Source organism: Paucibacter sp. B2R-40 (genome assembly GCF_025717555.1).
In the GTDB taxonomy this organism is placed as follows: domain Bacteria; phylum Pseudomonadota; class Gammaproteobacteria; order Burkholderiales; family Burkholderiaceae_C; genus Paucibacter_A.
This window is the reverse complement of record NZ_JAJIRP010000008.1, coordinates 276,054-298,905: the sequence shown is the minus strand read 5'-3', so window position 1 is coordinate 298,905 and position 22,852 is coordinate 276,054. Positions and strand designations below refer to the sequence as shown.

16 protein-coding genes are annotated in these 22,852 nt (G+C 59.2%); 1 reads left to right on the top strand and 15 read right to left on the bottom strand.

The genetic code is table 11. From position 1 onward, the window contains the following. Positions 1-3: 3 nt before the first annotated feature. The 13 genes from LNV09_RS17630 to LNV09_RS17570 form a co-directional block, all read right to left on the bottom strand. On the bottom strand, positions 4-846 hold the full coding sequence (locus tag LNV09_RS17630; RefSeq protein ID WP_263558375.1) for a hypothetical protein: 843 nt from the start codon (positions 844-846) through the stop codon (positions 4-6). 337 nt (positions 847-1,183) lie between these two features. Continuing rightward, positions 1,184-2,071, bottom strand: coding sequence for a hypothetical protein (locus tag LNV09_RS17625; protein WP_263558374.1), 888 nt, complete (start codon positions 2,069-2,071; stop codon positions 1,184-1,186). Positions 2,072-2,378: 307 nt separating this feature from the next. Beyond that, complete coding sequence (locus LNV09_RS17620) at positions 2,379-3,401, bottom strand: hypothetical protein (RefSeq protein WP_263558373.1); 1,023 nt, start codon at positions 3,399-3,401, stop codon at positions 2,379-2,381. 74 nt (positions 3,402-3,475) lie between these two features. Continuing rightward, the gene (gene tssH / locus LNV09_RS17615; protein ID WP_263558372.1) at positions 3,476-6,208 is read right to left on the bottom strand and encodes a type VI secretion system ATPase TssH; all 2,733 of its coding nucleotides are present in this window, start codon (positions 6,206-6,208) and stop codon (positions 3,476-3,478) included. Positions 6,209-6,257: 49 nt separating this feature from the next. Then, on the bottom strand, positions 6,258-7,319 hold the full coding sequence (gene tssG / locus LNV09_RS17610) for a type VI secretion system baseplate subunit TssG (RefSeq protein ID WP_263558371.1): 1,062 nt from the start codon (positions 7,317-7,319) through the stop codon (positions 6,258-6,260). Beyond that, the gene (gene tssF / locus LNV09_RS17605; RefSeq protein WP_263558370.1) at positions 7,319-9,217 is read right to left on the bottom strand and encodes a type VI secretion system baseplate subunit TssF; all 1,899 of its coding nucleotides are present in this window, start codon (positions 9,215-9,217) and stop codon (positions 7,319-7,321) included. The genes tssG and tssF overlap by 1 nt, the downstream gene beginning before the upstream one ends. A gap of 13 nt (positions 9,218-9,230) precedes the next feature. Beyond that, the gene (gene tssE, locus LNV09_RS17600) at positions 9,231-9,737 is read right to left on the bottom strand and encodes a type VI secretion system baseplate subunit TssE (RefSeq protein ID WP_263558369.1); all 507 of its coding nucleotides are present in this window, start codon (positions 9,735-9,737) and stop codon (positions 9,231-9,233) included. A 3-nt stretch (positions 9,738-9,740) separates the two neighbouring features. Continuing rightward, positions 9,741-10,553, bottom strand: coding sequence for a type VI secretion system accessory protein TagJ (locus tag LNV09_RS17595; RefSeq protein ID WP_263558368.1), 813 nt, complete (start codon positions 10,551-10,553; stop codon positions 9,741-9,743). 226 nt (positions 10,554-10,779) lie between these two features. Then, positions 10,780-11,274 (bottom strand): Hcp family type VI secretion system effector, encoded by a 495-nt coding sequence (locus tag LNV09_RS17590; RefSeq protein ID WP_263558367.1) that lies wholly within the window; start codon positions 11,272-11,274, stop codon positions 10,780-10,782. Between the two features lie 115 nt (positions 11,275-11,389). Next, the gene (tssC, locus tag LNV09_RS17585) at positions 11,390-12,886 is read right to left on the bottom strand and encodes a type VI secretion system contractile sheath large subunit (protein ID WP_263558366.1); all 1,497 of its coding nucleotides are present in this window, start codon (positions 12,884-12,886) and stop codon (positions 11,390-11,392) included. A gap of 56 nt (positions 12,887-12,942) precedes the next feature. Continuing rightward, the gene (gene tssB, locus LNV09_RS17580) at positions 12,943-13,440 is read right to left on the bottom strand and encodes a type VI secretion system contractile sheath small subunit (protein WP_263558365.1); all 498 of its coding nucleotides are present in this window, start codon (positions 13,438-13,440) and stop codon (positions 12,943-12,945) included. Between the two features lie 73 nt (positions 13,441-13,513). Continuing rightward, on the bottom strand, positions 13,514-14,575 hold the full coding sequence (gene tssA, locus LNV09_RS17575; RefSeq protein ID WP_263558364.1) for a type VI secretion system protein TssA: 1,062 nt from the start codon (positions 14,573-14,575) through the stop codon (positions 13,514-13,516). A 317-nt stretch (positions 14,576-14,892) separates the two neighbouring features. Next, on the bottom strand, positions 14,893-16,629 hold the full coding sequence (locus tag LNV09_RS17570; protein ID WP_263558363.1) for a serine/threonine-protein kinase: 1,737 nt from the start codon (positions 16,627-16,629) through the stop codon (positions 14,893-14,895). 661 nt (positions 16,630-17,290) lie between these two features. On the opposite strand from LNV09_RS17570, the gene LNV09_RS17565 reads away from it, so the two are divergent. After that, the gene (locus LNV09_RS17565; RefSeq protein WP_263558362.1) at positions 17,291-18,520 is read left to right on the top strand and encodes a hypothetical protein; all 1,230 of its coding nucleotides are present in this window, start codon (positions 17,291-17,293) and stop codon (positions 18,518-18,520) included. A gap of 19 nt (positions 18,521-18,539) precedes the next feature. On the opposite strand, the gene tagF is transcribed toward LNV09_RS17565, so the two are convergent. Continuing rightward, positions 18,540-19,241: a type VI secretion system-associated protein TagF gene (gene tagF, locus LNV09_RS17560; RefSeq protein ID WP_263558361.1), complete on the bottom strand. Its 702-nt coding sequence runs from the start codon at positions 19,239-19,241 to the stop codon at positions 18,540-18,542. 5 nt (positions 19,242-19,246) lie between these two features. Further along, complete coding sequence (gene tssM, locus LNV09_RS17555; RefSeq protein WP_263558360.1) at positions 19,247-22,777, bottom strand: type VI secretion system membrane subunit TssM; 3,531 nt, start codon at positions 22,775-22,777, stop codon at positions 19,247-19,249. Positions 22,778-22,852: the final 75 nt, after the last annotated feature.

The following is a 22,852-nucleotide window of genomic DNA, read 5'->3' as shown; positions in this document are numbered from 1 at the left end:
CCTTCAAATCGAGTCGAGCGAATCAAGGCAAACAGTCTGCAGTGACGCCGATGCTGGCACACTGTTGCCAGAGCGATCGTCTGCTTGATCCACTGAGCGCTTGGCTCTTTTTATGCCAAGCGGACGCGACGCGGTGAGATGCTCAATCCCGGATTCGCTCAATATGGCGCCGGCCTTGATCGCGTTGTCCAGCCCCAGCGTGCCGCGAAGCCAGTTATCCTGCTTGCGGCGCAAGACCAGCACGGCAAGTTCTGCAGGCTGAGGCGTCGATTTCTCGGCCTGGCGCTGCGCATATTGAAGCCGCGCCAGCGCTTCGCAGGCGTAGTTGTTGCAAATATCGCTGCGCATCTCGCGGCTCAAGCTACAGCCCTGCGGCCCGTGGTTGATACAGGAACCGGACTGCGACTTGCTCGGTACCCGATCCAGATAACAGTCGAGCAATCGCTTAGACGTTTGCAACTTGGGCTGCTCGGCCAACACACGGCGCATCGTTGCTGCCGTCAGATAGGCTTCATTGCCGCCGCGCGTGCAACAGCCTCCACCGCAAAAGGCACAGAGGCGGCCAGGCAACTTGGAAGCGAAGGTTTGGGAGGCGGGGCTTGGCCCATCAGAGTTTGCTTGCTGCGGCTGCGGCTCTGACACGCGCTGAGCCTCAGGTTCAGGCTCATTCAAGGCTTCGGCAATGATCTTGGTGAGATGGTCGCGGTATTTTTGCCGACGCTGCGCTGTCACTTGGCTAGCCTGCCGTGGTCCGGACGGGACCACCAATTGCACGAGCGACAACAGCGAACTTTCGGGCGCCAGGTATTGCCTCAGTCTGCCCCAAGCCGCCACGTTCTGCTGCATCTCGGTTTCGCTCTTCTCTTGAGCCAGTTTGGCGCGAGCCAGCCGACCTTGGGCTTGACGCGCTTCGATTTGCAAGTAATGCCTGAAGCCGGCTGCGCTCATTTCGCTCCGGCGGCTGACGATCATGCGGCAGGCGACGGTTTGGCAACAGGGGTAAATGGTTGCGGTCGATTGATTTGGCTGCCCGCCACATGGCATCGACGGCAAGGCAATTGCACAAACAACGCAATATTGATTTGTGGACCTTGACCGCGCCTGAGCCTGACTTCCTCGAACGGTTGAATATATATTCAATTTTCCCCCTCAACGCCGGTCATGAATTGAGGTCAAAGTTTCTTTACTTGGCAGGTGGCAGCAATGCCATTAAGTCACGCAAAGCCTTGTATGAGTCAGTTTGTTGAGTAAAAGCGGTTTGCGCATCTCGTTCAATTGCCACTACATCCGTATAACTTTCCAGCCCACGGACTGTGAGGTCGAGCATTGCGTGGTACATCAAAAATCTTTCGACGCGATAGATGATGTATTGCAGGTCTTTACCAAGGTCGATAAATTTTAGCGCCAATTTGTCCCGCTCATCATTCAAGCGCTTAAGTTCTTCAGCCCTTTTTTTAGCCTCCGTGGGTGGGCGAAGCCCAGGCCGGTTAAATAAACTAATTTTTGCCTCAAGTGAGACTGAATCGCTCTTGATGGCATTATATTTTTTATCGAATGTTTGTTTCGCCTCCTCATTCTTGGCCCCCATGTGATTCATGTTGGCTATCCCTTCGTCTGCAAACCAGCCAAGCCACAGCAGGTATTTTTCCTTCGGAATACTGCTCAAGACAATGGCGGGTTGGCCGCGAACCTTTGATGTCCAAAAATCCCAAATTTCCTTATTTATTTTATTTTTCTCGCTTTTTTTGTATCCCCAGTATGCAATCGCGGCGGCAGTAATAACCAAGGGAAGAGCATACAAAGTAGCAGCTCCTGCCGCCGTTCCAAATGCAGCAGCGGCAACCGTGCTCGCCCCCGGTAGAGCTAGTGCACCGGTAACAACTCCACCGGCAGTTGCAACATGACCTGTGGTAGCTACAGCGGTATCAGCCCTATTCCCACTTCGAAATTGAGTCTTGGCCCAAGAATACCAACTGTCCGTATGGTCACCGCGACACTTTTTGTAGCTATCTTTGAGATGTGCGGCCCAAGCGGTTGGCACGCCCAAGTCTTGCAATTTACTGAAACTCATCTGCGCTCCTTGTTAGTCAAGAAAATATGAAAAAGCGACAACCTGGGACCAAGTCATTAATTCAAAGAAAGACATGGCGGCAGGCCTTGAATCCAAAATTTGTTCTGATTGCGGGCCTGCTGGTCAAGAGCTGGGTGTTCAGATTCAAGACCTAACCTCAAAAAAATAAAATCCAGGAAGGATTTTGAATTCCGGTCAGTAATTTTTCAATTCAATACCCTGGGTACCCCCAGAGGGCTGGCACAAGAGGAAATTTACGGGCAATGACCAAGCTATTTTTCAGTAAATCTCATCAGAATGGCAGTGACTACATACGCCCGGGTAAATTTAGTGGATTGAATTTAACCATTTTCCCCTTTGTGGCCTCACGAGGTGTTTTCTCTACAAGCGTCAAGAATCCTCCGCTTCCTTTGACTTCCTTCATCTCATATCCGCCATAGCCTTCAAACTGGCTCCTTAAGGTGCCATTATTGGAGTAATTTTTTAGTACCTGTACTCGCCCTAGCCCCGCTTTAACCTCGCCATTATTCACTCCACAAAATGTGCCATCCCCATTACTAATAACCCAGTGCCCATTCCAGCCAGCAGGTCCAGTATTCTCATTCCACATGTGGACAATATATCCAGCTTCAACGTCGGGAAGTACACTGCCATCAACAAAAATCTGATCTGAAGTCCACACTACCTCACCGTCTCCAAAAAGCGCCTTCAGCGAAGCTTCACCAGTAGGCGCTGCGTTTTGCATAAACCACCGAAACGACACCAACCCGGATTTCAATAACCAACCAAGCACCCCGCGATAGCATGTCTCGGCGGCTCCGGTCACTTCGAAGGTCGATCTACACGCTTCCAGGTTGCCCGCGATCGCAGGCCTTAACCCGGTCGGCGGGCCGAGCTTTGCTACAACTGAGACATCGCTCGCGCTGACATTCGGAACGGTTGCAAACATGGCAATCGCATCAAGAATACTCGCCTCGCTTCTCATTCCCCATGTGTTTAAGCTCAATGTCCTCCAATTCGCGTCGAGCGCTGAAAGTGGCACCGCTACGGGCTCGCCGACGAAGTTGGAATTAGCCCATTTTTCGGAAAAATAGATGCGCTGGCATAATAACAAGCCTCGAAGGGCGTGCCGAGCATTCTTATTGGCGTCAGTATTCTTATGAACACGATTGGCACTACCTAAAGCCAATTGCTCCGATATTGACTCGCGTGTCGGATTATCGGAGACAATGGTGTTGATGTGATCGCCTATTCTAGGAGCGGCAGTCGGAAAACTATCATTCAAATATCTAATCGTATCATTCCAACGAGTCAGCTTATTTTTATTCATCGCCAGTTCCTCATTAAACAATCAAAAGATGGATTTAAGAATTTAGTTTGAAGTCTCGCCACAAAAGCTGACACTCACGCAAACGTGTAAGCAAATTCCCCGCCACCCACATCCACTGTCACCCCCGCAATCTCATTCCCCTCCATCATCCGAGTCAGGAACTGACGCGAAATATCCGGCAGCATGGTATTGGTGAGAATCGCATCAATCATCCGCCCACCGGACTCCGATTCGGTACAGCGCGAAACCACCAGTTTCACGACCTCATCGCTGTAATTGAACGGAATCTTGTAACGCGCCTCGACCCGCTTCTTGATCCGATTCAGTTGCAGCACAACGATCTTGCCCAGCATCTCATCCGACAGCGGGTAATAAGGAATTGCCACCAAGCGCCCCAACAAGGCCGGCGGGAATATTTTCAACAGCGGCTCACGCAGTGCCTTGGCCATGCCTTCCGGATCGGGCATCAGATCGGGGTCTTTGCACAGGCCAGCGATCAAATCGGTTCCGGCATTGGTCGTCAACAGAATCAGCGTGTTTTTAAAGTCAATAAACCGCCCTTCCCCGTCTTCCATAAAGCCTTTGTCAAAGACTTGGAAGAACATTTCGTGCACATCCGGATGGGCTTTCTCCACCTCGTCCAGCAGCACCACGCTATAAGGCTTGCGGCGCACCGCTTCGGTCAACACGCCGCCCTCGCCATAACCGACATAACCCGGAGGCGCGCCCTTCAAGGTACTGACCGTGTGCGCTTCCTGATACTCGCTCATATTGACGGTGATCATGTTCTGCTCGCCACCGTACAAGGCCTCGGCCAGCGCCAAGGCGGTCTCGGTCTTGCCTACGCCCGAGGTGCCGGCCAGCATGAAGACCCCTATCGGCTTGTTCGGGTTATCCAAGCCGGCGCGCGAGGTCTGGATGCGCTTGGCGATCATCTCCATCGCGTGGTCTTGGCCGATCACGCGCTGCGCCAGCGAATCGGCCACCTTCAGAATGGTCTCGATCTCGTTGCGGGCCATGCGGCCGACCGGGATGCCGGTCCAGTCGCCCACCACGGCCGCGACGGCCTGGTAGTCCACCGTGGGCAGGATCAGCGGCGTTTCGCCTTGCAAGGTGCTGAGCTTGGCTTGCACTTCGTTCAATTGCGCCAGCAACGCCAAACGCTCAGCTTCTCTGTCGCCTTCGGTCAAACCTTCGGCCGCAGCCTCGGCGGCCGCTTCGGCCTCCAACTTACTGCCGGTACCTTCCACCGGGCGAATGCCGGCGCGCAGCTTGGCGCGCAGGTCTAACAATTGGTCGACTAACGCTTTTTCCTCGGCCCAGCGGGCATCCAGGCCCGCCAGACGATCACGCTCACTGGCCAGGAACTCGCTGGCTTCGCTCTCGCGCTTGCCAATGTCGATGCCGATCGCCTTCTCGCGGGCGATGATGCCGAGCTCCGTCTCCAGCGCCTCGATGCGCTTGCGGCAGTCATCCACCTCGGCGGGGGTGGCGTGCAGGCTGACCGCGACACGGGCGCAGGCGGTGTCGAGCAGGCTGACCGACTTGTCGGGCAACTGGCGCGCCGGGATGTAGCGGTGGCTCAGGCGCACGGCCGCCTCCAGCGCCTCGTCGAGGATCTGCACCTTGTGGTGTTTTTCCATCGTGCTGGCAACGCCGCGCATCATCAAAATCGCCTTGGCCTCGTCCGGCTCGTCCACCTGCACGGTCTGGAACCGCCGGGTCAGTGCCGGGTCTTTCTCGATGTGCTTTTTGTACTCGGCAAAGGTCGTTGCACCGATGGTGCGCAGCGTGCCGCGCGCCAAGGCGGGCTTCAACAAATTAGCTGCATCGCCGGTGCCGGCGGCACCGCCCGCACCGACCAGGGTGTGGGTTTCGTCAATGAACAAAATGATGGGTTTGGCGCTGGCCTGCACCTCTTCGATCACCGAGCGCAGGCGCTGCTCGAACTCGCCCTTCATGCTGGCCCCAGCTTGCAGAAGGCCCACATCGAGCGAGCGTAATTCCACATCCTTCAAGCTCGGCGGCACATCGCCACGCGCAATGCGCTGGGCAAAGCCTTCGACCACCGCCGTTTTGCCGACGCCGGCCTCACCGACCAGGATGGGGTTGTTCTGGCGGCGGCGCATCAAGATGTCAACCACTTGGCGGATCTCGTCGTCGCGGCCGACGATGGGGTCCATCTTGCCCTCTCTAGCCTGAGCCGTCAGGTCGACGGTGAATTTCTTCAAGGCTTCTTGCTTGCCCATCGCGGCTGGGGCCATGGCACCCGTGTCTTCGCCCGGTGCGCTGCCGCCGGCTGAAGAACCATCGGTGGCACCCAGGCCTTCTTCGGGTGAGCCGGCCAGGATCTTGGCCAGGTTGTCGCTGAGGTCTTCGACCTTGAGCTTTTCGAACTGGCGGCTGATCGCGATCAACGCGTTGCGCAAGGTCTTGGTCTTGAGCATGCCGATCAACACATAGCCGGTGCGCACGGTGTTGTCGCCGTAGAGTAGCGTGCCGTAGACCCAACCGCGCTCAATCGAGTCGGCGATGTTCTCGGCAATGTCTGAGATGCTGGTGGCACCGCGCGGCAAGCGGTCGAGTGCGGCGGTCAGATCCTTGGCGAGCGCCGACTGGTCAAGCTGGCCATGCTTGATGATGCGGTGCCAGTCGGAGTCGGCGCTTTGCAGGATTTGCGCAATCCAATGCTCGAGCTCTACATAGGGGTTGCCGCGCAGCTTGCAGAATACCGTGGCCCCCTCAACCGCCTTGTAGGCCGCGCTGTTCAACTTGCCGAAGAGTGTGACTCGGTTGATGTCTGCCATGGTGATTCCTTCAAGAGAGAGGGTTGTGATGTATTCGGATCGGATCGAATCAGAGCTGTGCGAGCCTCGGGCTTAAATTCAAAACTGCGGGCCGGTTTCTGGTGGACTCGCCGGGCTGTTTGCCCAACCAGGTGGTCCAGCCCAGGCGGCCATAGACGCCCGGCCGACAGGCCGGCACTTGCTCTTGCTTGAGCTGCAGCGCCAGGTCCCAGCCGAGTTCCAGGCCGATGTATTGGTGCACCAGCGCTTGCACCGCCGGCAAGGCTTTGCCGACCGGCAGCAACGCTTCAAAGGCGGGCAGGTCCAGCGGGCCGACATGAATACGGAAATGGTGTTGACGGTCAAACACCGCGCGGCCCAGCACGGCGCTCACGCCGAGTTGCGCGGTCGACAGACGCCTGGACGCACCGCGCCGGCTGATGCGCTTGATGCAGGTACGCTCCTCGGGCTGCAGCGGCATCCAGCGGCCATGGAACTGCTCGATGCGCGCCTGCATGCCCAAATAGCTCGACAGCAGCAGGCCCAGGCCGTCGGCATTGCGCACCTGACGGGACAAGACGCCGGCATGGGCCAAGCGCGCATGGTCGGGCGCGGCATCGCGGTTTTGCAACTCTGGCCCGGCCACGCCGATCAGCGAGCCGACAAAGGAGGCAAACCGGTCCTCGTTCGGGCGGTCCAGGCTCACGGCAGGTTTGCCCTGCGCCCAAGCGCGGTAGAACAGCAGCAAAAGGCGGTGGTGAAACATATCGGCAAAACGGCCGAAGGTCTCATCGCCCTTGTGCATGCGGCGCTCACGGGCATAGGCCGTCATGTGCAGCGGCAGCGGGCTGTTCGGCCCGAACAGGCCGAAGAAACGCACTTCGACACGCGGGCGGCCACTGCGGTCTGCCGGGTCGACCATGCTCAGGCTGGAAGGCGCAAAGCTCAAGTCGGCCGCCTGACCTAGGCGCACCGCCTCATCAACCGGCCGCCGGGCAGTGCCCAGGCGCGGCTTGTCGAGGTTGTAGGCATCGATCAAGCGCAAAGCCTGATAAAAATCAAAGCTGTGCGCGGCGGCCGAGATCTCGTGGACCGGGTCGGGGCGAGTAGGCTTGCGGGCCGGCGGCGTCATCACAGAATCGCTCGGGTGCCGCAGCGCGGGCGGCCGCTGAGGATATCGCCGCGTGCCGGCGAATGCAGGCGCAACTGGGTGAAGCCATTCAGCGACACATGGCGGGCGACAAAACGCTCCAGCACCAAGCCGAGCAAAAAGGCGCTGCCGCCTTCAAACGCATGGTCATCGATCTCCACCCGCACATCCACGCCGCGCCCGAAGGTGATGGGGCCGGCCATGGGCAGGCGCCGCACTACCGGGGCCAGCTTGACCGAGCGCAGGCCGTCGACCTGGCGCTGCGCAGCGGCGTCACCGCTGGGCGCATAAAGGCGCAAGATTTCGCGCAGTGCCGCCGCACCGTGCTCGGCATCGGTATCGGTCAAAGACAGGTGATTCAATGACAGTTGGTTGATCATCTTCCAGGCGATATTGCCCTCGCGCAGGGCCGACTGCGGGCGCGACGGGCCCTTGATCACCTGGATGGACTTGACCGGCGCGGTCTGCGCCAAGGTCAGATCACCCTTGGCGTTACCGGTCGGCATCAAGATCGGCAGATCGCGGTTGCTGCACAGAGCCCTCACGCCAAGCTGGCGCAGATCGGCGGAGAACGGCGCTTCGGTCGCATCCACGACCGATACATAGACCTCGCTGCCGATATAGCTGGAGCGCGGGCCCTCGCGGGTCTGCAGCTGCGACATCAATCGCGGCATCCGTTGCACCGAGAAATAGGCATTGTGCGAACGTGCTTCCGTGTGGAAGGCGTTGTAGAAGGGCAAGAAGCGCCACTCGGTGGCCTTGTCTTTGGCGGGGCCCGCCCCTGCTCCGCTGCCGTAGCCGATCAACTCGGTGACCGTGTGCACTTCGTAGTCCATGGGCCGGGTGCGGTCGGGCACAACGTGGTAGTCGGTATCGCCGGGATTGACCTGGATACGGTCGCAGCGTCGCTCAAGCAAATTGATGGCGGGCACACAGTTGAGTGCGAGATTGCTGGCGTCGACCTGCTGCAGCAAGGCGTTGTCGGCGCGCGAAAACAGAATGACGATGTCGACATCTCTGCCACCATGCTCGCGCAGCGCCTCGCCAATATCGTGCAGGTCGAAAAATAAGAACCGTTGCGGGAAGGCGAAGTATTCCTGCACGATGCGGTAGCCCTCGAAGCCGTGCAGCGTCGGCGGAAGCAAGGCCTCCTCATCGTCGAAACCAACCGGTGCGATGCTTTCGGCGTCGAGGGCCTCATGCCAGTCGGCCGGGCGCTTGGTTGGCATCAGCAAGACGCCCATCGCATGGCCGCAGATCAGCTCGTGCAGGCGGTAGGCCACATCATCGAGACCGGTGCAATGCAGGCGCAGGCTGTCAAGCGAGAGCTGGCTCAGATCGCAGTTGGCGGTGGTCCGCAGGCGCAGGCGCAGGCCCGAGCGGTACTTGCGCCATTCGGGGACGGCGGCAATTGGCAGGTCGGCAGCCTGGCTGAAGTACTCGACCTGCGTCAACTCCAGCGGCCAAATCTTCAGCTCATGCGCACTGCGAAATTCGCAGGGCGTGGCACCCGCCTTGCCGGGCAGGCTGTGCATCACGCTGCCGCGCGCCAGCGTCAAACCAGTCGCAAGGCTGGGGTCGGCCAGATCCGGGAAGACGCGCGCGATCAACATCGCCGGCGTAGGAGCCAGGAACTGCGGGTAGACAATCTCCAGCAGCGTCTGGGTAAAGCGCGGGAACTCGGCGTCCAGCTTGAGTTGGATTCGGCCTGCCAAAAAGGCAAAACCTTCCAGCAAGCGCTCCACATAGGGGTCGGAGACCTCCAGCCCTTCGATTCCTAGACGGGCTGCAATCTTGGGAAACTGCTGGGCGAACTCGGCGCCCATCTCGCGCAAATGGCGCAACTCGTCGTTGTAGTAACGCAGCAGGCGCGGGTCCATGATGCTTGGCCCTTCAGCGATCGAGTTCGCGCACGGCGACCCGACCGGTTTCAAGATCGATGTCGGTGCGCAAGAGCAACTCCAGCGGCACCGGCTGGGCCCATAACTGACCGGCTATACGGAAACCGATCTGGTTGTGGTGGTCAAGCTGCTTGTCAGAAATCACCGTCTCGACCGTCAAGGTGTGCGGCAGGATGCGCGGCTCGTGGTCGAGGATGGCCTGCTTGACACGGGCTTGCAAGCTCAGAGGGTCGATATTCGAGGCGCTGCTGCCCGACAAGGCCGGCAAACCGTAATTGAGCACCGATTTACGCGCATGCGGCGCCTGCGACCAATCGATATAGTCGCCCGGCGCAGTCGAGTTGAACAACCAAGACAGGTCACGCAACACCATTTCGCGCAACTGATTGCGGCCAATCACGCGCGCCTCATTGCTTTCAACGACCGACTCGGGTTCGTCGTCGGTCAGCCGGTCCAGCAGCGCGGGCTGGAGTCGGTCACGGGCGCGAAGTTGGGTCATGGCTTACTCGGCCGCTGCATTGAGCAAGACGGAACGAATATCCATCAGCGCGAAATCGGCTGCATCGGTGGCGAACAAACGCTGGCCCAGGCCAATGAATTCATCCGCTGCCCCGCGCGAGCGCCATTCGGTGCTGCGCGACAAGGCCAATAAGTCGCCCGACGCCAATTCGGTGTCGGGATAACGGGTAGGGATCAGACCGACGACTTCGCCACCATTCGTGAACTGGAAATGCGCCGGCATCCAGACCGCGTCGCGCAGATCCTGCGGCGGATCGATGTCGACCTGCGCCACCCGGTTCCAGGGCAGCCAGTAATACTTGCCATTGATGATGGCCTCGATCACGGGCCCAAGCCGGCTGTCGGCATCGGCAATCCAGGCGAAAGCCTGGCCGTCGACCGTACCCGACGTGGCTGGCGCCTGCTCCAAGGCCTCGGCCCGCAACTGCCGACCGGCATCTGGCTCGCCGCGACCTTCACGCAGCAGCGCCTCAATCAGCAAGGCAACCCAAGGCTCGGGCTCACCGAACAACATCGGCACCTTTTGCCCCGCGAAAACCTTCATGCGCAAGGTCTCACAGGCTATGGCCTCGCGGTAAGTTTGCACCATGGGCAACATGCCGGCGTCGAGCTCCAGCGCGACATTGAGCTGATTCAACGCACGCTCCCATTGGCCGGTGACGCAGAGCAGTTGGAACAGGAAGACGCGCAACTTGGCGTCTTGCGGGTTCGATCTGACTTGCTCGGTCAGAAGCTTGAGGGCGGCTTTTGCATCGCCGTCTTTGAGGGCTTGTTCGGCTGCGCCGGGACTGGACATGGGAACTCCGGCAAATCAGGACCCCCGCAAAACCCGGGCAACATCTGGCTGCCATTGCGCCTACCAAATTGCCGGCGAATTGGGCAACAAGGATCAGCGTGAGTCTGCGTGAGTTGAATAAAAAGAGTGGTAATCCAAGCGGCCAGCGCGGCTGGCCGCTTGGATTCTTTGCTTCTCTCGCCCCTCCAGCATCCAAAGGACAGTCGGAGAGAACATAGAAGATCGATCAACCAGCCGCGTGATTCTCGGCAATGTTCCAAGCAAAGGTTTTGTCGCCAGCGACGGTGCCCTTGGAATCTTGCGGCGTATAGTCAAATTTAACTTCGGCAAAGTTCAGCGTGACGTTTTCGGTCAGCTTGTCTTCACCACCAGAGCCGCCGGTGCTGACGGAAGTCACGATCACTTCCTTCATTGTGATGTGGATGTATTTGTGCTGACCTTCACCGGCCTTGCGAACCATCAAGCTTACTTCCGGGATGTGACTCCCCTTGGCCAAGGCAACCATCAAGGCACTGGATGCAGAGTCCACATACTTGGTGAAGGACAGATCCTGGAAGTTGGCCTTGCCGGCACCGCCGCCACCGCCGGTGTGGGTGGTGCCTGATTGCGACATGCCCCAGCTCCAAGCCAACACATCGACGTCGCCCTTGGGGCCTTGCACCTTGTCGCGGCTCTCGCCCTTGATGTTGGCGCCCAAATTGATGAACATGTCTAATGCCATGATGCTCTCCTGAAATGCTACCCAAATTGGGCGTTAGATACTGCAAGAAACGCCCTGTCGGAGAGCGCCCCCAGCCATGCAGCCGACCGGGGAAGGTTGAAATCAAGGTCGGTGTCTATCCTTTGACCGACGGCAGCTTGGAGACCAAGCGCAGCGAGACGGTCAGGCCTTCCAATTGGTAATGGGGCCGCAGGAAGAACTTCGAGCTGTAATAGCCTGGATTGGCCGGGTCCTCCTCGACCACCACTTCGGCCGCAGCGAGCGGCTTCTTCGCCTTGGTCTGCTCGGAGGAGTTGGCGGGATCGCCGTCGACGTATTGCATGACCCACTTCGTCAACCAGCGCTCGACTTCGGCACGCTCCTTGAACGAGCCAATCTTGTCGCGCACGATGCACTTCAGGTAATGCGCAAAACGGCAGGTGGCGAACAGATAAGGCAAACGGGCGGCCAAGTTGGCGTTGGCGGTCGCGTCCGGATCGTCATACTCGGCCGGCTTGTGCAGTGACTGCGCGCCAATAAAGGCAGCGAAATCGCTGTTCTTGCGGTGCACCAAGGGCATGAAACCATTCTTGGCCAGCTCCGCCTCGCGCCGGTCTTCGATCGCGATTTCGGTCGGGCATTTCATGTCCACGCCGCCGTCATCGGTCGGGAAGCTGTGGGTGGGCAAGTTCTGCACTGCGCCACCTGACTCGATACCGCGAATTCGGGTGCACCAGCCGTTTTCCTTGAAGGAGCGGTTGATATTGGTGGCCATCGCGTAGGCGGCATTCGCCCAGGTGTACTTGCCGTGGTCAGCCGAGCCGGTGTCCTCTTCGAAATTGAAGGCCTCGACCGGATTCGTCTTTGCACCGTAAGGCATGCGCGACAGGAACCTTGGCATTGCCAGGCCCACATACTTAGAGTCCTCCGACTCACGCAGCGAACGCCAAGCCGCATATTCAGGCGTCGTGAAGATCTTGGTCAGATCGCGTGGATTGGCCAGCTCTTGCCATGAGTCCATCTGCATCAAGGTCGGCGAGCCTCCGGTGATGAAGGGAGCATGGGCTGCAGCGGCAATCTTGGCCATCTCGGACAGCAACTCGACATCGGGCGCGCTTTGGTCGAAGTGATAGTCACCGACCAGGCAGCCGAAAGGCTCGCCGCCGAATTGGCTGAATTCCTCGGAGTAGATCTTCTTGAAGATCGGGCTTTGATCCCAGCTGGTGCCCTTGTAGCGCTTGAGCGTCTTGCCCAGCTCGGCCTTGGAGACGTTCATCACCCGGATCTTCAGCGACTCATCGGTCTCGGTGTTGTTCACCATGTAATGCAGACCGCGCCAAGCGCCTTCGAGCTTTTGGAAGTCTTGGTGGTGCAAGATCAAATTGATCTGCTCCGAGAGCTTCTTGTCGATCGCTGCAATCATCGCCTCGATGGAAGCGACGGTGTCGCTGCCGATCAGCGCGGTTTGGCTCAGCGCCTGCTGGGCCAAAGTTTGTACCGCTTGTTCGACCGCGCTTTTAGCTTCATCGGACTTGGGCTTGAATTCTTTTTGCAGCAGCGAAGCGAGGTCGCTGCCTTCCATCGCAACGCTGGCCAGCGCTGCCGAGGACTGAGAGGCTTGGGAGTCTGCCATCTATTTCTCCAGTATTTCTTGAGTGGGTTGTTCGGTGCGAGATCGGCAAGCCAGACTTAAGCGTCCGGCGGCTTGGCCGACGAAGCCAGCGCACCCAACAAGGCCGGGTCATTGATCAGCTTGCCGATCAACTCTTCGGCCCCACCTTTGCCGTCCATATAGGTGACCAGGTTTTGCAACTGCTGGCGCGCATCAAGCAGCTTGCTCAGCGAATCAACCTTCCGCGCCACGGCGTCGGGCGTGAAGTCATCCATGCTGTCGAAGGTGATGTCGACGCTCAGATTACCTTCGCCGGTCAGCGAGTTCGGCACTTGCATGGCCACGCGGGGCTTCATCGCCTTCATGCGGGCGTCGAAGTTATCGACATCGACTTCCAAAAACTTGCGGTCCGCCACAGGCGCCAAGGGATCGGCCGGATTGCCGGACAGATCGGCCATCACGCCCATCACAAAAGGCAGTTGAACTTTCTTCTCGGCGCCGTAGACCTCGACGTCATATTCGATCTGGACCCGAGGCGCGCGATTGCGCGCGATGAATTTTTGGCTGCTACTCATTCCAAGCTCCTGTGCGACGGTGAAGAATTACAAAAATGTAAAAAGGAAATGCCCATTCAAACAGCGCGAATCATCACTGTTCAGGGCTTTCAATGCTGTAAGGGTCGACCCCTACCAAACCAGCGACGCCGGACAGCGCATCGGGCGCCAACATCTTCATCAACTGCAAGAAATTCTGGTTGATCAACTGGCTGCCTCGGCGCAAAAACAGCTGGGCAGGATTGGCGGGTTCGGCCCGCTCAAGATATTCGCAGACCATGGCGATGGCTCGGATCGCGTCTTCACGCGAATTCACAGTGCCGGTCAGGCCTTTCTTGCTGGCCACAGCCCCGCCACCGCCTTTTGCAGATTCGCCGCCTTCGCCTGCGCTTTCGGATTCCTCGTCGCTAGCTTCAATTTCCGCCTCAGCAGGCAGACAGCCAAGCACGCCATTGGCCAAACCGTAGAGCGGCCGCAAATCCGGAGCCAACTCACTGCCCAGCGCCTCGTTGAGCAACGACATCAATTGCCGAACTTGCGTGACAGCCTCCAGACAGTCCTTGCGCAAATCGGCATCCTTGGCCAGCGCCGCTGCCAACATCTGACTGACCTGCCCCTGGCTCATCGCTTCTTCGTCGCTGCGCGCCGGCGCGAGCCCAAGTGCGACCTCGACCGCGCGCACAGTCATCATGCCTATGCTGCGATCTTCAATCAGCATCGCGGCGCGCAAATCGCCCAGCAGGCCTTCGTTCTCGCGCAACAAGGTCAAGGCGTTGACCCGCGCATAAGGATCCCCATCGTCAGGATCGGGCATCGGGTGCACATGCGCCCATTGATCGCTGATCAAACCATGCAGCAATTTCAAGCCTCGGGGCAGTGCGCCATAACCCTGCGTATGCATGCACCCGCGCAGCCACACAATAGCGACTCGAAGATCCCGTGAGCGATCCAGCAGCGCCTCGGCCATGCTGACCACATTGCGCCAGACGGGCAATTCGGCCGGACCGAATTGAGACTCGGGTTTACCTGCGGCAGCCTGCGTCAGCGCCAGGAAGTCGTTGTCGTACTCAAGGTCGGGGCCGCAGGGCGCGGACTCGTCAGCCAAAGGCTGCAGCCATTCGGCCACCTTGTTTTCAATCGCTTCGAAATCACTCATTTAAGAGGCTCTCACTAGGTTCGGTAGGCGATGCTTTGCGCTGGATCAATAAAGCTGCACGTCTTAGAGCAGTGTGCACTTTAAGGCAAGAACAAGAGGCCAGATCTGAAGTTTTTCTAAAAATATTCACACAGTCTCAAGCACTCATTCCGGGGGAGAAAGGCAAAACGCCGTGGACGTTAACAGCCGCTGGTGACAGCCCAATTAAACGCATCAAAACGACATATGCAGGCAGCTCCAATGCTGCCATCCCGGATGAATCAGACGCAACTCAGCCCGCGACTCTTGCCTGCCAAGCCAGAAGCTAGCAGCGCAACTCAGCGGACCACATCGACACTGAACTGCGCCGCCCCGAACTCGTCGCAATTGTTTGCCGTGCAGTTGTTGCCGGTGCCAAGCAAAATTGAAGTTGAGAATTGGTTCTTGGATTGCAAACTTGTGGCCAGTTCCGCAGCTTTTTCGCCAGTCGGCAGCTTGAGGAACATGAATTCACGTTCTTTGCTCAGTGCGCTGTAGTCACGCGGCTGGCTACTGACGATTACCAAAAAATGCTGCGGACCGGGTGGTTCAAAGGTTCCCATGGGCCAACTGCTCTGCGGCAAGGACATGACTTGGCCGGCCTTGATGCGATTATTGGAGGCCTTGCTATTGGGAAAGAGCAGTATCAATGAGCCGTCTTGACCCAGCACCAACACGTTCACAAAACCATCGCGCACGGATTTGACATTGAAGCCAAGAAAATCCTTGTCAATCTGAAACTGCGGTTTTGTGCTCGACGCCTCGACGGTGAATCCGCTGGTTTGACTCTGAATGATCTTGCTGAATTCTTCGCGCGCATCCCAGCTTGCCGACGCTGCGTCGGTCCGGGCAAGCACTGGAGCAACCCGGGTTGCAGGCGCTGTTACGGCGGCTACATCAACTGCGGCTTCCTTCGTGCTCGGCTGAGTGGCGCTCGGTTTGCTTGGGCTTGTCAATAAATAACCACCCCCTCCTGCCGCCACGAGCAGCAAGGTAGCCAAGCCGAACCAAACCCCCTTGCCGCCGCTCTTGCCCGCTACGGATTGAGCGGACTGAGCTGCCTGGGCGACTTCGGTTTGACCTTGCGCACGGGGAGCGGGGCTACCACTGCGGGTCGAAACCGACGCCGGCGCCACAAACATGCTTTGCGGTGGTGAACCGTCAACGCTTGCTGCACCAGCAAGCCCCAAATCAGCGCGCAAATCCGCGATCGAGGCGGTGCGGTCTTCAGGTCGGACACGCAGAGCGCGGTCGATCGCTCGCAAGAACTGTGGGCTGTAGCGGCCGGCCGCCGCCTGCTCGAGCGGCAAATAGCTGTCGCTCATCAAACGGCCCACCGAGGTCGGCGGTGTGCGCCCCATGATGGCGAAATGCACCGATGCGGCCAAGGCGTAAACGTCGGTCCAACCGCCCTGCTTCATATTCGGCGCTTCGGCGTATTGCTCCACCGGCGCATAGCCGGGTTTGAGAATAACGGTCAAAGCCTGCGTCATGTCGCCGATCACGCGGCGGGCGGCGCCAAAGTCCAGCAACAGAGGCTTTTGGTTTGCACCCAACAAAATGACATTGTCCGGCGCAATGTCGCGGTGAAAACAGCTCGCAGCGTGAATGACTGCCAGCGCCTCGGTCAGCGGCGCCAGCAAGTTCATCAGCCACTGCTCGTCGGGCGGCTCGCCCATTTCACGCAATTTGTCTTTCAGGGTGATGCCTTCGTAGAAGGGCATGACCATATAGGCAGTGCCATTGGCCTCCCAGAAGCGGTAGACCTTGACCAAGGAGGGGTGGTCAAACGAAGCCAGCAACTTGGCCTCGTTCACGAAACTCTTGAGGCCGGCCTCGAAGGTATCCCGGTGGCGAGCCGACTTGACCTGCACCTGCGTGCTGCCAACGCGAGCGGACAGCGCTGAGGGCATGTATTCCTTCAACGCGACCTTGCGCTCCAGCGAATGATCCCAGGCCAAATAGACAATGCCGAACCCGCCTTCGCCCAACACGCTGGTCAACTCGAACTCACCCACATACGTGCCAACAGGCAAGGCATTGCCACTCTCCCCCGCGCTCGAGGCTGCGCTATGGCTATTTGAAGCCGATGCAGCGGCCGCGGCGATGGAACTGGCCGAGGGCATGACGGTCGCTTGAGCAGGCGGCAGCATTGCAGCCCTCTGCGGCACTGCTATCGTTTGCTCGCTATTCGCGGGCGGTCGTATGACGGTGCGATCGTCGTCAGGAGTCTGGCTGCTCATGGCGTGCTGGGAGGTCCGTGTGTCCGTATGTGATGACGTCCGCCGATGAAAGTAGTGGCGGGTATTGAATTGCAAGTCGGCGGCTATTGTCGCGCTCAAAGCTCGCCGCCTGGCGACTCAGTTTCCTCGAATTTGCGGGAACCACTCAACTCAGACCCGGCTCGCAAATATTTTCAACCGAATCGAGACGCAGCGCTGCGTTCTCCAGTGACTCGGTTCAAAATGCGCCTCAAACTTGTCGGCCTGAGCCAACCTATAACTAACGCACTGATAGAGCGGCATCGTAGGCCTTTGAAAGCTTCAATTTTTCAAGGGTTTGCACCAGGTGAAAGCGAATATCCATACTTGCGCCAAGGAAGCAGAGGCACGGTATTGATACGCCAATCCTGTTTGCTGTTTTTTGACGCGCGGGACGTATCCTTGGCATTGCCGTTGCCGTTGCCATTCCCTACCCATGCCTACCGAACCCAACTCCCTCGGACGTAGCGCCAAGACTGAGCCTCGCGCCAAGAACCGTTCCCGGCGCCCGCTGCGCCGCCGGCGCAGCGCCGATGCCTCCGATGCAAGCGCTGTCGCAGCGGGTGGGAGCGCGAACGCGGTGTCCAGCACCCCCTCAAGGCGCCATCTGATCTGGATGTTGGTAGCAACAGCGGCCTTGCTTTTCAGCCTCTTGCTCTGGTGGGGCATGTTGCGACCCGGCACAGGCAAGCCAGCTGAGTTGGCTGCAACTCCAGCGAGCGCGCCAGTTCAAGTGCTAGCTCCGCAAACCAAAACAGCGCTATTGCAACAAGGGCCGGCGCAGGCACAGGCACAGGCTCAAGCTCAAGCTCAGGCTCAGGCCATGATCCCGGTCGCGGTGATGTCGGCCACGCCCAAAGCCGACATTGAAACCGCTTCGCTTGAGCAGTTGCTTGCAGGCAGCGACAAGCCTGGCGTCTGGCGCATTGCCCGCCTGCAGAGTAATGCAGCGGTGTTGGTGATTGAATTCCCCAACCTGCTGGAGCAAGGTCTGGCCTTCAACCGGGCCGCCGCCTACATCGAAAAAAAGAGCAGCACAAGGGACCGGGTTCTGAGCGACGATGAGTTAGCCGCCTTGGTGAAGCGGTCGGGCGATACCTCCGAAACCTTCTACTTTGGGCACGACTACACCGGTGCGCAGATGAGGCAGTTCTTTGCTCAATCCAAAGCGCAAGATATCAAATTGAACGCACAGGAGATGCGCCTGCGCGCCACCTTGCTGGATGCAAGCTTGCTGAAGGAAGGCACATCACCAACTGAGAAAGAGCCGGCCAGCTTGCAAGCGCCGGGCCAGCAGGCGGTCATCAGCTTCAGTGCGCAACAAGTCGACGATCCCGCCACCAAAGCGGACGAAGGCGTCGATGCCTTGCGGCGTGAGTCCACGCTACGACATGAGTTGAGCCATGGCGAATTTTTCACACGACCGGCCTATCAAAAACAAAGCTGGAAGTTTTGGCAAAAGAGCTTGAGCAAGACCGAGCGAGCGATGTTCCGGCGCATGTTGGCCGGCATGGACTACGACCCTGATAACGAACTCTTGATGGTCAATGAAACGCAGGCCGTCTTGATGCACACGCCTGACTCGCGGGCCTTTGATGCAAGCAATTTGGGCGTTACACCGGCGCAGTTGCAAGACTTGAGGATGCGTTTCGAGCGCAGTCGTTAAAAGTCCTATTCGGCCTTTTTCACAGAGCTTGATTAGCCTTGGCCTCGCACAGCAGGCTAGAGGACGAACGCGGCAAGCCCGAGCACAGGCGCAAATTGCCCGGTGATGGCGCGGCAGCGGCGTACCAATAAGACCTGCCGCGCGCTTGCGGGCCCCACAACTGCAAGGCTTCTGCAACGATCTGACCCGCAGCATCTAAGCCGCTGCTCGACGCGGACAGCTCGCCAGCCAGCAGCGGCAAGTCTGACTCGGCAAGCGCGCGTGCATTTTCGACAGAGCTTGGAGGCTTCAAGCTGGCAAGCTCGCTCTCCATACGCTCCGCACTCCAATCATCTTGCAAGGCATCGGCGGCCAAATCGTCCAGCTGTCCCAATTCTTGCCAAAGCGCTTGCAAACCCTGCAAAGAACCAGGCGGCTGAGCCAGCCGACGTACGATCGTGAAAGGGAAATAGCGGCCGACCTTGTCCACCGAGGGCATCAGTACACCCGCCCAGGCCTGCTCACCAAGTGCCCCGGGCAGACAAGCTGGCATCAATAGAAAACGCCAGGTCGGGCTGACCAGGTAAGCATCCAGCCAAGCAATGGGATCCCGCTCGCGCAGGGCCAGCATGCCTTCGGCTAACCAGTTATCCCAAAACTCGAGGAAATCGGGCTCGATCCGGCGCGAGGCGAAGTCACCCAGCCCGGGCAACTTGCCATACCAAGCGGGCAAGGTGCTCATCACGGTCACAAGGCCGCCGGGCAACGGAACTGCTTCACTTCCTTCAGTTGGAAGGGATTGAACACGCTAGCCGCGATGACGTCTACCCTCGCCTTCTTGCCGTCCAGGACGATGGGAATGCTGAACTTCTCCGGCACGGCCGAAGGCTCGACGCCAAAACGGTCGAACAGGCGGAACAAGGCCCAGGGTCCTTCGAAGAGGACCGGCGCGGCGGCCCCCGCCGCACCACTGCTGAGCTTGATTTGTGCAGCCACCCGCTGGCTGGGCCAAGTGACGCTGATCGATTGACCGCCGGCCACCAGCTTTTGCACCTGGCCGTCCACATCCAGCAGCAATTCCTTCAGCGCGGGGTCCATCTCGGCCACGCGCAGCTCGATCTTCAAGCCAGGCTGCTTACCGCCGCTGCGGAAAAACACTTCGCGGATGCGCGCCGCCCGCTGGAACTCGGCCAGCGATCCGGCCGCCACCGGTTTGCTGCCGTCGGCCAGCGGCTTGTAGCTCCAATTGGCGGCTGAGGTGTCGACCAGATTGACGAGCCTGCGCTGGAAGAAGTCATCCATCAAGCCGCCCCCCCCAAACAACTGACCGAAGTCTTCCGGCAGCACATCGGCGCGTGCGCCGCTGGCAAAGGGGTAGCGGCCATTGATGGCGCGCATGCAGAACTCCGAGATGGGTTTAAGTTCGCCTGCCAATCCTTGAATTTCGGCGCCCCGGCTTTGATTGGCACCGGCGTCGGCCAATTGTTCCAACATGGCGCGGATCGGCTCTGGCTGTTGACCAGCCGCCGCTTTGACCTTCTCTGCCGCACCGCCGGGCGGCGGCGGCGACTTGCTCTTTTGCGCTGCATCCACGGCGCTGAGCTGGGTGTAGAGCTCGTTGAACATTTTCAGCGTGTCGTCAATGGGCGCGGGCTGCCCCGTCACTTGTCGATGAATATTGGCGAAATGATCATCCACCATGCGTTCCAGCGGCCCACCCGCGCCGGCTGCGTCGGCTGCCGTGTTATCGGATACAGCACCGGCCAAATTGGCAGCCTCGCTCTTGGCCTGTGCCGCCAATTTATCCAAGGCACCCGCCGCACCAGCCGGAGGGACCAAACGCGTTTCTGCTGTGACACCGCGCATATAGGCCGCCAACGGTGAGTCCACTGCCGACAGGATGCGTGCCGCCGCAATGCTGCGCTCAAGTCCGGCCAACTTGACCAAGCGCACGTCGGCCAGGAATTTGTCCCAGGTCTTGATGAAGTCCTCGAAATAGAGCCTGCGTACCTTGTCAGTTAGCTGCGTGCCCACGGCCAGATCCTTCAGCCGCGCCGCATCCGGCTTCAGCCCCAGCACCCAGGGTTCTTCTTGTGCCAGCTTCAAGGTGGTTTTTTGCACCGCAGGCTTGATCAATTTTTCATAGCCCTGCTTGGTATACAGGCCCGAGACACCTTTGGTAAGCGGCTCTCCACTCGCGCGCGTGAAAACCTGCGCGGCGTTCGGGCCGCCTGCCGCAGCAGCACTGAACTCTGGGATCTCGCCCGGCCGGTACTGACGTTTGATGCGGCTGTAGACCCGGTATTCCAGCGGATAGGCGACCAGCATATCGCGCACATTCGCCACCAAGGCTTCGTCTTTGGCAATGGCGGGTCGCAAGGGACCCAAGGCCAGCAAGGCATCCAAATGCGCGTCTAGCGCCTGGCGCTGCTCGGGCGCCATGCGGGCGTAGTTTTGATCCCAGTCGACCGTGATCCAAGCGCGCAAGGTCGGCGCGTCGAAATGCTCCGGCAGATGCAGCATTTGATAGGTCTTGAGCGCCTCGTAGGCATTTTCAAGATTGTCTTTGGAGGCGGCGCGCAAGCGTTCCTCGAGCCGGCGGGCAACGCGCGGCATCAGCGTTTTTTCAAGCAGTCGGGCGTAGGCAAGCTGCGCCGCCGCGTCGAGCTTGTCGCCTTGGTAGAGCCCAAGGCCGTTCAGCATAGGCGGGTCGGCGAGCTCGAAGCTGTCACTGCGGGCCACGTTTCGGACCTGCATCAAGACATCGGGCAAGGGACTGACGTCGGCATTGTTCGCGGGCGGCAGCGCATCAAGCGAGGCCTTCAGCGCTGGCAAACGCTCGACCACTTGCGCCGCATAGTCCAAGTTGCGGGAGCGACTGATCATCCAGCCGCCCAGCAGCGCCAAAGAAGCCAAGCCAATCACGCCAAAGCCGACGGCTCGACTGAGACGGCGCCGCCGCACCGCCGCTTGCGAGACCACGCCCAGGCCGCGCTCGGCAAACACAACTTCGCGCAAAAGGCGATGCAAGAAGAAGCTCTTGCCCCGGCCACCAGCGGCCGCCGCGCGCGCATCAATGCCGAAGGAGCGCCCCAGCGCACCCATGACCCGATCAATCGGCGAGCCTTCTTGGGTACCGCTGGTGAAGTAGACACCGCGCAGCAGCGGCGCACTTTCCAGCTTGCCGCCACCCGAAACCACCAGCCGCAAAAAATCGGCCAATACGGCTTGCAAGGCGGCAAATTCTTGCGGGAATGCAAACATCGCATTGCGCCTCAGCACATCTCGTTCGCCCTCAAGTCGGTCGACCAATTGATCAACCAGGCGTTGCTGCAGCTGCTGGTAGAGCGGCGCAAAGTCGCGCAGCGGATCATCCTGCGCCGCGTTTGCATGCTCGAACGTGAAGCCCCAGACCTGGTCGCGCTCATCCTTGTTCAGTGCCTCGAAACTCTCGTTGAAGCCGCCTATCAAGTCGGCCTTGGTCACCAAGACATAGACCGGCGCGCGCACGCCGAGTTTGGTCTGCAGCTCTTGCAGCCGCGCGCGGAGCTTGGCCGCATGTTCCTGGCGCTCGGTCGGGCCTTGCTGCAGCAGGTCCTGGATATTGACGGTCAGCAAGACACCATTGATGGGTTGACGCGGGCGGGTTTTCTTCAGCAGAGCCAAGAAGCTATCCCAGGCGCTGGCGTCAACATCGCGGTCGCTTTCCTGTGTCGCATAGCGCCCTGCCGTGTCGATCAAAACGGCGTCCTGGGTGAACCACCAATCGCAGTTGCGGGTGCCGCCGACGCCCTTGACCGAAGCAAGATTTGCCCCCTTGGTCGTGTCAGCAAGCAAAAATTGCAAGCCGGCGTTCATCAAGGCGGTGGTCTTGCCAGAGCCGGGCGCGCCGACAAACATATACCAGGGCAATTCGTACAAATATTGCTCGCTGCCCCACCAGGAGCGACCGGCCGTGGCCTTCAGGCGTTGGCCGGCTTCGGCAAAACGTTGCGCCAAGACCTGCGCTTCCTTGTCGCTGGCCGAGGGGCCGCCGCCCATACCCGCCAATAGAGCGGCATTGGTCTTGCGGCGTTGCCAAGCAAGCCAAACCAAACGGCCAAGCCAAACTGACCAGATCAGCAACAGCACGATCACCCGCACCCAGATCCCACTGAGCGGCGCAGTTTGACCAAAAGAGATCATCGGACCCAGCCACCAGATCATGGCGGACAAGGCCAGCAGGGCCAGCGTGCCCAGCACGGCAGGGCTCAGCAGCCATTGGAAAAAGCGTTTCATAGATGGATTCCTTGCCTTGAACCAGCGGCTTGCGGGCAAATGGTGAAAGTCATTGGACGTGTTCGTTAGGCAATG